Genomic DNA, 12,861 nt, shown 5'->3' with positions numbered 1-12,861 from the left:
ACCCGGTCGGCCCGAGGGTGCCGTCCGCGCCGGGAGGCCGCCGGGTTCGGCCCAGGTGAGGGCCACCGTTCGCGAGGAGAGGGCTCGTGAGGAACTCGTGAGGAACTCGTGAGGAAGGAGGAGGGGACGGGCGGAGAAGCGGTTGAAGATTCGTACGAATGTGTTGTGTCTTGCCCTGACCTGAGCATCACATGAGTGTCACGGTGAGGGAGACAAGACCTTCACCCCCGTTGACTGTCGGCGATGCTTCTTCTTGAGTGAGAAGGGTGGCGGCGAGGGGAGGCTCGCGTGCCGTATGCGCAGCCGCTCAAAACGGGGGATCCGGCGGCGCTCGGTGAGTACGAGATCATCGGGCGTCTCGGAGAGGGTGGGCAGGGGGTGGTCTACGTCGGGGTGCGCCCCGACACCGGCTCCGAGCCCTACGCGGTCAAGCTTCTGCACGGTTCGGTGGGGGAGGACCCGGAGGTCTTCCTGCGCGAGGTCGAGCTGGCGAAGCAGGTGGCCAGGTTCTGCACGGCCCAGGTGATCGGCGCCGGACTGGACGGCGACCGGCCCTACATCGTCAGCGAGTACGTCGACGGCCCCTCCCTGCACCGCGAGGTCGCGGTCAGCGGCCCGCGCGAGGGGGGCAGGCTGGAACGCCTCGCCATCGGCACGGCCACCGCGCTGGCCGCCATCCACCGGGCCGGGATCGTGCACCGCGACTTCAAGCCGCAGAACGTGCTGCTCGGCCCCGACGGGCCGAGGGTCATCGACTTCGGGCTGGCCAGGGCGCTGGACGCCGCGGCCACCCAGAGCGGGCGCGGCGCGGGCACCCCCGCCTACATGGCGCCCGAGCAGGTGGAGGGCGCCGAGATCAACCCGGCGGCCGACGTCTTCGCCTGGGGCGCCACGATGTGCTTCGCCGCCAACGCCCAGGCGCCCTTCGGCCAGGACTCGATCGCGGCCGTCCTGAACCGGATCCTCACCGCGGCCCCGGAGCTGGGCCGTCTCGACGGGCTGCTCGGCGCGCTGGTGGTCGACTGCCTGGACAAGAACCCCCGCAACCGCCCCACCAGCAGGGAGCTGCTGCTCGCGCTGCTCGGCGACGACGGGGGCCGGTCGGTGAGCGTGTCCCGGTCCTCGCCGGTGCCGGGGTTCCCGCCCGTGTCCGGCGGGCCGGAGTCCTCCGGCCCGTGGCACGTCTCCGCCCCTTCGGGCTTCTCCGCCGAGCCCGGCGCCCCGGGCCGTTCCAGATCGTCGGGTGCGTCGGGTGCGTCGGGGGCCGCCTGGCGGGCCTGGTCCGGCGGGGCCGGTGAGCCGGGCGGCACCTCCTCGGCGGGCGCGAGGCGCGGCGTGCGGGCGTTCCTCGCCGGGGGCGAGGACTTCGACGAGCCCCGGACCCACCCCGGGCAGGCGGCCACCCGGGCCTCGGTCGCGGTCTCCGGCGCGTTGCTGATCAGCGCCGCCGTGCTGGTGGGGGTCCTGGTCCCGGCGCTGAGCGGCGTCTCGCCGGGAGCCGCGCCCGCCCCGCCGGTCGTCCCGGCGGTGGAGTCCACCTCCCAGGGGGAGACCGTGCCGCACGCGGGCAGGACGAGCGCTCCGATCAAGCCGCTCCAGCCCCTGCCGACGACCCCGGCCAGGCCCCCGCGCGCGGAGGAGGTCAGGTCCTCCCCCCTGCCGCCCCCCGCCGCCACGGTGGTCGTGCCCGCGCTCGTCGGACTGGATCGTTCCGAGGCGGCGCGTCTGATCAAACGGGCCGGGCTGGTCGCCGGGTCCGTCACCGCGGTCACCTCGGACCGGCCGCTCGGCGAGGTGCTCGCGAGCGACCCGGCGCCGGGGACCGCGCTGCCGAAGAAGGGCAGGGTCGACCTGCGGGTCTCCGGCGGCATCCAGGTTCCCGCGCTGGTCGGCCTCGCCAGGAGAGGCGCCCAGGCGGCGCTCGCCCAGGCCGGGCTGGTCGTCGGCGGGGTCAGCGCGCGCTGCTCGGACCAGCCGGCGGGACGGGTGCTCGCGAGCACCCCCGGCGCGGGCAGGAGCGTCTCCCCGGGCAGCGCGGTGGATCTCGTCGTCTCCAGGCGCGGTGTCCCGGTGCCGCCGGTCACCGGTCAGAGCGCGGGCGACGCCTCCAACACCCTGGGCGGGGCGGGGTTCGCCGTACGGACGCGGGCGCGGCTGGTCACCGGCGAGGGCCAGGACGGGGTGGTGCTCGCGCAGAGCCCGGCGCCCGGCACCTGCGCCAGGTCCGGGGCGACGGTCGTGATCACGGTCGGTGTCGGGGGCCAGAACGGGCCCGGACCCGGACCGGGGCCCGGACCCGATCCGGGGGAGAGCACCGAGCCTCCCGATCCCACGGCCTCGCCGGCGCCCGTTCCCGGGGAGGCCGCCCCCTCGGGGTGAGGCGTCCGGCCGGGAAGGGCGGTCCTCAGAGGGAGGCCAGGGTGGTGGCCAGGAGGGTCCGCCTGACGTCCTCCTGGGGGAGGTCCATCGTCTTGACCACCGACTGGAGTGAGCCGAGCACGGCCCAGGCCCAGATCCGGCGGGTGGCGTCCGGCTCGTGGCCGGCCAGGCGATGGTAGATCACGTCGCGGAAGACGCGGATGGCCTCGCCGGGGGAGCCGGGAGGCGCGTCGTCGGCGCCGCTGATGTCCTCCAGGATGAGCCGTATGATCGCCCGGTGCCTGACCACGAAGGTCACCAGGGCCTCGACGAAGGCGCGGTCGTCGTCGAAGTCGCCCTCGATCAGGGCCACGATGTCCTCGGCGGCGGGCGCGATCAGCTCGGTGGCCAGGCGGTCCTTGGGGTGGAAGTGGTAGGCGACGGCCGTCTTCGTCAGGCCGACGGCGGAGGCGATGTCGGCCAGTGAGGTCGCCGCGTAGCCGCGCTCGGCGAACAGCCGGCGGGCGGCGTCGAGGATCCGTTCACGCGTGTCGTGCCCGTGCTCAAGTGTGGTCATCGTCTCATTCCCACGCTCTCTAGAGCATTTACAGATTTGTCCCCCTACGCTCATACCGTAGGTACTGTACGAGCGTACAGTACGGCATTTCAGGACATTTGATACTGAAGCGGGGCGGTTCGCCGATGTCTGGTTTGCTGGGGCGGCTGGGAAGCTGGTGCGCGCGGCACGGCAGGGCCGTGCTGGCCCTGTGGGTGGTCGCGGCGGTGCTGCTGACGGCGGGATCGGTGTTCTTCCCCGGCCCGGTCAGCAACGACGTCAGCATTCCCGGCACCGACGCCCAGCGGGCCGTCGACCTGATGAAGGACGGTTTCGGTCCCGGGTACGGGGCGGGCGGCTCGGCCCAGATCGTCCTCTACTCGCCGGACGGCCCCCTCATCACCGACGCCAGGAAGCGCGCCGTGGAGCGCGCCGCGGACCGGATCCGCGAGGTGCCGCACGTGAAGGAGGTGAAGTCCCCCTACGAGGGCGGCGGCATCGCCCCCAGCCTGGAGATCGGCATCATCGCGATCAAGCTGGAGGGGAACGACACCGCCAAGATCGCCGAGACCACCAAGCTCCTCTCCGAGGCGGCCGAACCCGCGCGGGAGGCGGGCCTCGAGGCGGTCCCCGCGTCCTCGGGCAGCCCGGCGGACAAGGAGATCAAGACCGGGACGAGCGAGATCATCGGGGTGGTCTGCGCGCTGCTGGTGCTGCTGCTCGCGTTCGGCACCCTGGTCGCCGCGATGATCCCGATCTTCACCGCGCTGGTCAGCATCGCGACCGGGCTCGGCGTGGTGAGCCTGCTCGGCCACATCGTGGACGTGCCCAAGCAGGCGTCGATCATGGCGACGATGATCGGCCTCGGTGTCGGCATCGACTACGCGCTCTTCCTGCTCAGCAGGCACCGCAAGCTGCTCGCCGACGGCCTGCCGGTCCACGAGGCGGTCCGCCGGACGGCCTCCAGCTCCGGCGGCGCGGTGGTGTTCGCGGGTGGCACCGTGATCATCGCGCTCAGCGCGCTCATGCTCGCGGGCTTCCCCCTGCTGCAGACGCTCGGCTGGATCACCGGCATCTCGGTCGTCTGCGCGGTGGTCACCTCGGTCACGCTGGTCCCCGCGCTGCTCGGCCTGCTCGGTCACCGGGTCAACGCGCTGCGCCTGCCGTTCACCGCGCGGAAGGGCAGCCACGGCTCCTCCGGCTGGACCTCGCTGGGCAACTGGGTGGCCCGGCGGCCGTGGAGCGTGCTCGCGCTCAGCGTCGCCATCCTGGCCGCGCTGGCCGCGCCCGCGCTCGCGCTCAAGCTGGGCACGCTCGACAACGGCTACGCCGACCGCGGCACCGACACGCGGCGCTCCTACGAGCTCCTGCAGGCCGGGTTCGGGCCCGGCATGAACGGCCCGCTCGTCGTGGTGGCGGACCTGGACACCAGGGTCGTCGACCGGGAGCCGGCCCCGGCCGTACTGGGCAACCTGAAGGACCGCGTCGCGGACGTCGAGGGAGTGGTCCACGTCGGCGACCCGATCCTCAACAGGGGCGGTACGGCGGCGCTGCTGCAGGCGATCCCCGCCTACGCCCCCGGTGACCCCCGGGCGCTCGACGTGGTCAAGGCCGTGCGCGCGCTCGACGTCGAGGGAGCCCAGGTGCACGTGGGCGGGCAGGTCGCCGGCATGGCCGACGCCGGTGACAGGATCGCCGGGCGCACGCCCCTGGTCGTCGGTGTCGTGGTCCTGCTGAGCGCGCTGCTGCTGCTCCTGGCGTTCCGCTCGCCGGTCGTCGCGATCAAGGCCGCGCTGATGAACCTGGTCTCCCTGGGGGCCGCGTTCGGCGCGCTGTCGCTGGTCTTCTCCCTGGGGCTGGGCAGCAGCCTGGTCGGCATGGACACCCCGGTCAGCGCGGACGGCTCCTACCTGAGCACGGTGTTCTTCACGGTGCCGATCGACAGCTACATCCCGCTGATGCTGTTCGCGATCCTGTTCGGCCTGTCGATGGACTACGAGGTCTTCCTGCTCACCGCCGTGCGGCAGGCGTACCTGAGGCACGGGGACAACCGCAGGGCGGTGGCCGAGGGGCTGGGGTCGACCGGCAGGGTCATCACCTCCGCCGCCCTGATCATGGTCGCGGTCTTCGTCGCGTTCGTCGCCTACCCGGACCCGATGGTCAAGATCTTCGGTGTCGGTCTCGCGGTGGCCATCGCGGTGGACGCCACGATCATCCGGGGCCTGCTGGTCCCGGCGACCATGGCCCTGCTCGGCAGGGCCAACTGGTGGTGCCCCGCCTGGCTGGACCGCATCCTGCCCGACCTCTCGGTCGAGGGCCACGAGGAGGACGAGCTGGAAGAGGGGCCGGAGGGGCCGGAGCGTCCGCGCAGGGAGCTCGTCGGCGCCGGTCACGGCTGACGGGGGCGGGCGCCGGCCCTGGTCCCGTCCAGGGCCCGCCGGTCCCCGGTCCCGTCCGCCGGTCCCCGGTCCCGTCCGCCGGTCCCCGGTCCCGTCCGCCGGTCCCCGGTCCCGTCCGCCGGTCCCCGGTCCCGTCCAGGGCCCGCCGGTCCCCGGTACCGTGCAGGGCCGGTCGGTCCCGGTTCCGGCCGCCGGAAGGGCCGCGGGGCAGGTGGTCCGTGCGTACGGCGCGAGGAACGCCGGCCGGTGTCCCAGTCGCTTCCAAGTCCTCCCCAAGTAGTCTCCGCCAGGCTCTCGCCCGGGAAGCGAGTTTGGGGAGAGTACGAAGATGTGGGGAAGAATCGGCGCCGTCGCCGGACTGGTGCTGGCGAGCACGCTGGCCCTGCCGGGCACCGCGATGGCGAAGCCCAAGGAGGTGGACGTCCCCGTCGGGACGTGGCTGGCGGCCAGGACCCATCCGGCCGTCCAGCTGACCTCGGTGTCCTACACGGCCGACGTGGCCGTGCCGACGCCCGAGGCGAACCTGGAGGCGATCAGGACCCTCACCCAGCAGGGGGTCGACGCCGTGCAGAGCGGCAAGATCTCCTCCGACGAGAACAGCATCTACCGCTGGGTCGTACAGCAGATGGCCAAGGACCCGGGCCGCTACTTCTCGCCCGGCGGGCAGGAGCGGGTGGTCGAGGCGACGGCGGGCGGGCTGTGCACCGGCTGGTGGGTCACGCCGGACGGCTACATGGTCACCGCGGCGCACTGCGTCGGCCAGGAGGAGACCGAGCTGGCGCGGACCTTCGCGGCCCAGGCCCTCACGAAGATCAATGAGAAGGACGCCGCCGACCTGGTCGCCGACCTCGGCGACATCGCCTCGGACGAGGAGATCCTCAGGACGGCGACGAAGATCTTCCAGGTCTGGAACGCGGACAACATCAAGATCCGCAACGTCAAGAGCTCGCTCTCGCTGCTGCAGAGCCTGCCGGGCGGCGGTGTCGACAAGACCACCAAGACGGTGCCCATCGAGCTGGTCGCCAAGGGCACGGTCTACCCGGGCAAGGACGTCGCGATCCTCAAGGCCAACGGGCAGAACAACCTGCCGACCGTGCCGCTGGGCGAGGACTCCGACGTGCGCGTCGGCGACACCCTCTACATCAGCGGGTTCCCCGGCACGGTGACGCAGACCTCGATCTTCAACCTGGAGTCCAAGCTCGACCCGGCGTTCACCGAGGGTCCCTACAACGCCGCCCGCCAGACCCCCGAGGGGGTGCCGTACATCCAGACCCAGGCGCCCTCCTACCCGGGCAACTCGGGCGGGCCGGTGTTCAGCAAGGACGGCAGGGTCATCGGCATCCTCGTCGGCGGCCTGATCCAGCAGGACGGTGGCTCCACCGAGGGCGAGAGCTTCGTGCTGCCGGTCAGCATCGTCAAGGAGAAGCTGAACGAGAAGAACATCAAGCCGGCCGAGTCGACGACGACGAAGGCCTACAACGAGGCGCTCGACCTGTTCTTCCAGAACAAGTACTCCGACGCGCTGCCCAAGTTCCGCGAGACGCAGGCATTGCAGCCGAACCACCCGTACGTCGCCAAGTACGTCAGCGACTCCCAGCAGGCCATCACCGCGGGCAAGGACGAGAGCGGCACGCCGATCCTGCCGTGGCTGCTGTGGGGCGGCGGCGGCCTGGTCGCCCTGTTCGTGATCGGCACGCTCGCCTCGGTCGCCAGGGGCAAGCGCCGTTCCAGGGGGCCGGCCCCGTTCCCGCCCGCTCCGTACGGCGCGCAGCCCGGCTACCCGGCGCAGGTCCACGGCGCCGCCCAGTACGGCCAGCCGCCGTACGGCCAGCAGGGACAGCCGTACGGCGCGCCGCAGCAGTACCAGCAGCGAGCGCCCCACCCGCTCCCGGCCGCGCCCGAGGACACCCGGGCGGTCCGCCCGCACTCGCCCTACGGCCCGCCGCCGGGGAGTTCCGGAGGCTCCAGGGGGCCCGGGGCCAACACCCGGATCGCCGGGCTGGAGGCGGAGCTGGAGCAGCTGCGCCGCAACATCGGACGCCCGCCCGAGCAGCGCTGAGCGCACCTTCCTGAGCAGCGCTGAGCGCACCTGCCCGAGCAGCGCTGAGCGGGCCCGCCCGATCGGCCGGGTACGCGGAATCGGGTCGGTGCGGCCGTGGTCAGCCGGTCCCGGTGGCGAAGGGGCCGCCGGCGCCGAACACGAGCCGCGCGAAGTTCTCGCCGATGCGGCGGTGTCCCTCGGGGTCGGGGTGAACCTCGTCGGGCAGCGGGACCTCGGCGTAGTCCGTCTCGCCGTAGAGGTCACGGCCGTCGAGGTAGTGCAGGTTCGGGTCGTCGGCCGCCCGCTGCTCGACGATCCGCGCGAGCTCGTCGCGGATGACGTTGAGTGTCAGGCGCCCGGCGGCACGCTCGGCCGGGTCGCCCGTGGCCCTGAACCGCAGGGTCCCGCCGTCGAGGTCGGGCGCGAGCGGGCCCGGGGTGTCCTCCTGGATCGGGCACAGGATGGGGGACACGACCAGCAGCGGAGTCGCCGGATGCCCCTCGCGGATGGTGTCCAGGAAGCCGTGGACCGCGGGGGTGAAGGCGCGCAGGCGCATCACGTCGCCGTTGACGACATTGATGCCGAGCTTGACGCTGATCAGGTCCGCGGGGGTGTCCCGCATCGCGCGGGCGGTGAACGGGTCCAGCAGCGCGCTGCCGCCGAACCCCAGGTTGACCAGCTCCACCCCGCCCCCGGCGGCTGCCAGGGCCGGCCAGGTGGCGGTCGGGTGGGCGGCGTTCGAGCCGTGGCTGATGGAGCTGCCGTGGTGCAGCCACACCTCGCGCCCGCCGTCCCGCGCCGGCTCGACCGGGGCGTCGGTGCGCAGGGCGATCAGCTCGGTGATCTCCGTGTGCGGAAGCCAGATCTCGACGTTCTTGTCACCCGCGGGTAGGCCGGCGAACCGGGCGGTGCCCGCGGGCCCCTCGCGCACCTCGGCGGACTGGGTGACCATGTCGACGATCGTGCGGACCCTGCCGCCGGTCACCGTGGCCTGGGCGGCGAGACGGCCCTCGACCAGCAGGTCGTACACGCCGTCCGCGGGGGGTGGGAAACCCTGATGGACCCGCTTGGTGGGCAGCGTGTCCAGCTCGATCGCGGTGGCTCGGGTGCGGAAGGCCAGCCGCACGCCGGAGGGCTGCGCCTCGGCCACGGCCAGCCGGTCGTCGGGGATCTGCCGGCGCGCCCGGGCGGGCAGCCGGTGCGGCAGCAGGCCGTTCGCGGTCACCTCCACGTCGAGGTGACCGCGCAGCATGTCCGCGGTGACGGGGGTGGAGATCCAGTCGTGCTCGGTGCTCATCGTCTCAACCTGTTGATCTGAGTGCTTCGGGGATGTTCGTACGCGTCGGTGCGCGGTGCGCGGTGCGGTGGGCTGTCGTGGGTCAGGAGGAGGCCCGGTTCCGCAGCAGGGCGTCGAGGGAGTCCACGATCCAGTCCCAGGACTCGCGCGAGTCGACGGCGGTGTGGCTGAAGCCCCCGGCCGCCTCCAGGCTGACGTAGCCGTGGAAGACGCTGCCCAGCATCCGGACCGCGTGTGTCTGGTCCGGCTCCGCGAGGTCGTAGCCGCGCAGGATCGCCCGCGTCATCCGCGCGTGCCTGACGCCGGCACTGGCGGCCGCCGTCTCGGGGTCGAGCCGGAGCCGGGCGGCGGCGTAGCGGCCGGGGTGCTCCCGGGCGTAGTCGCGGTAGGCGTCCGCGAACGCGGCCAGGGCGTCCCTGCCCGCACGCCCGGCCAGCGCGGCGGCCACCCGGTCGGCGAGCTCCTCCAGCGCGAACAGGGCGATCCTGGTCCTGAGGTCCTGGGAGCTCTTCACGTGCGAGTACAGGCTCGCGACCTTGACGTCGAAGCGCCGGGCGAGCGCCGAGACGGTCACCTGCTCGAAGCCGACCTCGTCGGCGAGTTCCGCCCCCGCCCTGGTCAGACGCTCCGGGGTCAGCCCTGCTCTAACCATGAGCTTCCTCCTGTATGCCGACAAGCATTATGCATTTGCCTAATACCTTTAGGCAAATCGGCCCGTCGTTTATGGAGGCGGTGACCTGGCGTTCCGTCCCGGTTAGACCAACGCCGCCCGGCGGCGTCCTCGGTAACCGCTGTGGACCAGGATGTCGCCCGGCTCGGCGGGGGGCTCGGCAGCGGCGATCGGGACGCCCGCCCCCGGTCCGGTGTCCGGGCGGGCGAATGCGGCGGAACGGGCGGGAGCGGCGGACCGGACGGGGCGGGCAGGGCGGGTAGGGCGGGTAGGGCGGGCGGGACGCGCCGGGACGACCGGGACGGCGGTGGTGGCCACGGAGTCGGTCCGGCGGTGGCGGCGGCCACGCGGCGGGGCGTCCTGGACCAGGGTCGACGACTCCACCACGGCATGCTCGTGCAGGCGACGCCTGCCCCGGTAGGGGGCGCCGCGACGGTCGTCGCGACGGTCCGGCACGCGGGGTTCCTCGACGTGGGCGACGGGGGTCGTGACCGAGGGGAATCCGGTGCTCGCGACCGGGGCCGCGGTGCTCTCAGTGCTTCCGGTGCTCTCGGCGCCGAGGCCCGGGGAGGCGACGGGCCCTCGGGCCGGGACGGGCGTGTGCGCCGAGGTGTGGAGGGCGGGGCCGGGGGGTGTGGCGAACAGGTTCTCGGCTTCGGAGGCGGAAAGGGTCTCCGGAAGGCCGTGGGAGAAGGAGGCGCGGGTCTCCGGAAGGCCGTGAGAGAAGGGGGCCGGGGTGGCGGAGGTCTCTGGGAGGTCGCGGGAGAAGGGGGTGGCGGTTTCCGGGAGGTCGCGGGCGGGGACGTGCGGGAGCTCGCGGGCCGGGGTGTTCGAGGTGTGCGAGAGCTCGCGGGGCGGGGTGTTCGAGGTGTGCGAGAGGTCGCGGGCCGGGGCGTTCCTGGGCAGGCGGCGGCGGCCGGGGGCGCGGCGGCGGCCCGGGGTCCTGCGGGACGAGGGGGAGGGGGCGGCGAGGGCGGGGGCGAGGAGCCGGGTCCTCGACTGCCTGGCCTTGCCGTGCGCGAGGATCGCGACCGCGGCGAGCAGCACCGGCGCGAGCACGGCGGGGGTGTCGAGGCCCGGGGCGGGCGTGGCCAGGTCGCGGACGGTGGCGGTGGGCGTGACGGCGAGCGCGCTCGTGTCGGCGGTGGCGGCCTTGGCGTGCTTGCCGGGCGAGGTGCGGCCGGCGGGGGCCGGTGCCTGGGGCCTGGCGGGTGCCCCGGCGCTCGTCCGGTCGTTCGCCTGGTCGCCCTGCCGGGTGCCCTGGGCGCTCGCGGCGGGGTTCCCGCCGGAGGAGGTCCTGCCGTCGTCCGCCGAAGCGGCTTTACCTTCCTTGCCTTCCCTGCCGTCTCGCCCGGTTTTCCCGGGCGTCGTCCCGGCGGCGTGCTTGGGAGCCGGTCTCGGCTGCTTGGCCGGGCCCGTGGACGTCGGGGTCTCCCTCGTGGCCAGGGGAGCGGGGAGCATCGCGAGCAGGTCGGGGCCGGGACCGATCACCACCGTGTTGTCCCCGGCCGCGGCGGGCTTGACGACCGTCTGCTTCTCGGTGGCCTCCCGGTCCAGCCGGGCTTTGATCTTCTCCGGGTACCCGTAGCCGACGACCTTGCCGGTGTCGCGTTCCTTGCGCTTGGCGACACCGCCGTCGATGTTGCCCTCGATCGTGTGGATCCTGCCCCCCTCGACCCCGGTGACGATCCCGACGTGGTCGATGTGGTCGATCCTGTTCGAGCCGCTCCAGTCGAAGAAGACGATGGCCCCGGGCTTGGGGACGGTGCCCCAGGCGTCCTGCTGCCTGAACCACTGGGCGTGGTGGACGGTGTAGGCGAACTGGCCGACCCACTCCTGGTAGCCGAGCTTCTCCGCCGCCCACGACAGGTACATGTCGCACCAGGGGGCGGCGGTGTAGTCGGCGTCGAACTCGACGTTCTTGCCGTACCAGTCACCGAACTTGGTGTAGCCGCCACTCTTCTCGGAGTATCCGAGCTGGCTCTCCAGCAGCTCGATGAACTTGTGCATCTCAGGTGTCATTGAGAGTTTCGGGGGACCCCCGGCGGCCGTGCGGGCATGGTCGCTCCGCCTCGCGACCTGGCCACCGGGAGACAGGGTTGAGCGACGGCGCGTTCACGCGAGCCCACCGAGGGTGTGGAGGGACGCATGTGGCGGCACCACTGGCCAGTTGTCTTCCGTGACGAGGGAGGTTACCCGGCCCCAAGGACAGGTCACGACATGCTAAAGGGCGCGTCAAGTCGCTCGGCGCCACGCATGCGGACAAAAGACGACGTCAGGAGGTTGCCGGATGATCTCCGATGGTAAAACGCCCGGTAAAAAGATCTACCGGTTCGCCGCGATCGGGGCCAGGAACGCCGTATCCGCGCCGTTCGATCTTGCCGATCGTTCTTTGCGTCCGCGTCCGGTTTCTTTACCTTCTGGCGAAATGGGTAGACATATGGGTATTTATCCCGCTATGCGCGTATGGGCGCTGGGAGATGCTGGTCACATCAGGAAAGGCTCACAAGCAACCAACGAAGGTCAAAAGGTACGAGCCATGTGTCAACACCAGCCGCGCTGCCCGCTCGCAAGCGCACCCGATCACGAAGCCGCGTCTCTCGTGGCCTTCCACCCCGAGCAGGGGTGGGGCCTGCTCTGCAATGGTGTGGTGGTCTTCGACGACACCGGAGCGCTCCTGCCCGACGGTCGCAGCACTCCCGTCCACGGTATGCCCCTGCACCGAGTCTCCCTGGGTCAGGCGGCATGATCTCGCCGCGCGTGCCCGCCGGATCGGGACCGGACGCGCCGCGCGGGCGGACCGTCCCGCGGCGGCCGACGGCCTCCGGTGGCGGACACGCGTGCGGGCCACGCCTGATCGGGACAAACGCCGACCACATAGGTGAACGCTCATGAACTCCCTTCTCGAAGGGTCGTACGGGCAGAAGACGTCGTGCTCCTTCGCGCCCGAGTCGGTGTCCGTACCCCGGGCACGCCACCTGACCCGCGCCTGCCTGGCGGACTGGGGACTGCACGAGCACAGTACGGTCGCCGAGCTGCTCGTCAGCGAGCTGGTCACCAACGCGCTGTGCCACTCGCGGGGCACCATCAGGTTCGCCCTCTCCTTCGAGGACGGCCTGCTGCGCTGCGAGGTCGGGGACGCGGACGCGGACTCCTCCCTGCCCCGCGCGCACCGGGCACGCGACGACGAGGAGCGCGGACGAGGGCTTCACCTGCTCGAACTCCTGTCCTGCTGCTGGGGCAGCGCCCGCACGACCGACGGCAAGGCCGTCTGGTTCGAGCTCACCACCGCGAACTCCACCGCGAACTGCTCCGCGAACTCCACCGAGGCCTGACCGCGAGGTCGATCGACGCGCCGCCTCCGCGACGTACGGCCAACGGGCCGGACGCCTCCGCCGAGAGCCGACCGCGCGAGATCGGCCGCACGCGCCGCCCCGGGCTCGGACCGCGCGACCACCGCCCGGCTCCTTGAGAGGCCGGGCGCACATACCACCTCCGAAGGCCGAAGCCAGGTTCCCCGACCCGGTTCCGGCCGGGCGC

Annotated in this window: 9 protein-coding genes; 5 read left to right on the top strand and 4 right to left on the bottom strand. The window is 72.5% G+C overall.

Features of this window, described 5'->3' with window-relative positions:
* The first annotated feature begins 288 nt into the window (after window positions 1-288).
* Window positions 289-2,379, top strand: a complete 2,091-nt coding sequence (locus tag ACFYWM_RS12110; RefSeq protein ID WP_389912646.1) for a PASTA domain-containing protein — start codon at window positions 289-291, stop codon at window positions 2,377-2,379.
* Window positions 2,380-2,404: 25 nt separating this feature from the next.
* Here ACFYWM_RS12110 and ACFYWM_RS12105 read toward each other — a convergent pair whose 3' ends face one another.
* Window positions 2,405-2,935, bottom strand: a complete 531-nt coding sequence (locus ACFYWM_RS12105) for a TetR/AcrR family transcriptional regulator (RefSeq protein WP_389912643.1) — start codon at window positions 2,933-2,935, stop codon at window positions 2,405-2,407.
* Window positions 2,936-3,060: 125 nt separating this feature from the next.
* On the opposite strand from ACFYWM_RS12105, the gene ACFYWM_RS12100 reads away from it, so the two are divergent.
* On the top strand, window positions 3,061-5,313 hold the full coding sequence (locus ACFYWM_RS12100) for an MMPL family transporter (protein WP_389912640.1): 2,253 nt from the start codon (window positions 3,061-3,063) through the stop codon (window positions 5,311-5,313).
* A 328-nt stretch (window positions 5,314-5,641) separates the two neighbouring features.
* Window positions 5,642-7,372: a trypsin-like peptidase domain-containing protein gene (locus ACFYWM_RS12095; RefSeq protein ID WP_389912637.1), complete on the top strand. Its 1,731-nt coding sequence runs from the start codon at window positions 5,642-5,644 to the stop codon at window positions 7,370-7,372.
* 100 nt (window positions 7,373-7,472) lie between these two features.
* Here ACFYWM_RS12095 and ACFYWM_RS12090 read toward each other — a convergent pair whose 3' ends face one another.
* From ACFYWM_RS12090 to ACFYWM_RS12080, 3 genes are all read right to left on the bottom strand, one after another.
* On the bottom strand, window positions 7,473-8,651 hold the full coding sequence (locus tag ACFYWM_RS12090; RefSeq protein WP_389912634.1) for a GDSL-type esterase/lipase family protein: 1,179 nt from the start codon (window positions 8,649-8,651) through the stop codon (window positions 7,473-7,475).
* An 82-nt stretch (window positions 8,652-8,733) separates the two neighbouring features.
* A complete protein-coding gene (locus ACFYWM_RS12085) occupies window positions 8,734-9,303 on the bottom strand; it encodes a TetR/AcrR family transcriptional regulator (RefSeq protein ID WP_389912631.1) in 570 nt (189 codons plus the stop codon).
* 102 nt (window positions 9,304-9,405) lie between these two features.
* A complete protein-coding gene (locus ACFYWM_RS12080; protein ID WP_389912628.1) occupies window positions 9,406-11,331 on the bottom strand; it encodes a CHAP domain-containing protein in 1,926 nt (641 codons plus the stop codon).
* Window positions 11,332-11,860: 529 nt separating this feature from the next.
* Here ACFYWM_RS12080 and ACFYWM_RS12075 point away from each other — a divergent pair.
* Both ACFYWM_RS12075 and ACFYWM_RS12070 read left to right on the top strand, forming a co-directional pair.
* Window positions 11,861-12,070, top strand: a complete 210-nt coding sequence (locus ACFYWM_RS12075; RefSeq protein ID WP_389912735.1) for a DUF5999 family protein — start codon at window positions 11,861-11,863, stop codon at window positions 12,068-12,070.
* Between the two features lie 142 nt (window positions 12,071-12,212).
* Window positions 12,213-12,656 (top strand): ATP-binding protein, encoded by a 444-nt coding sequence (locus ACFYWM_RS12070; protein ID WP_389912626.1) that lies wholly within the window; start codon window positions 12,213-12,215, stop codon window positions 12,654-12,656.
* The last annotated feature ends 205 nt before the right edge of the window (window positions 12,657-12,861 follow it).

The sequence above is a fragment of the Streptosporangium sp. NPDC002721 genome, from assembly GCF_042888905.1.
Classification (GTDB): domain Bacteria; phylum Actinomycetota; class Actinomycetes; order Streptosporangiales; family Streptosporangiaceae; genus Streptosporangium.
This window is presented reverse-complemented; position numbering and strand designations above follow the sequence as displayed.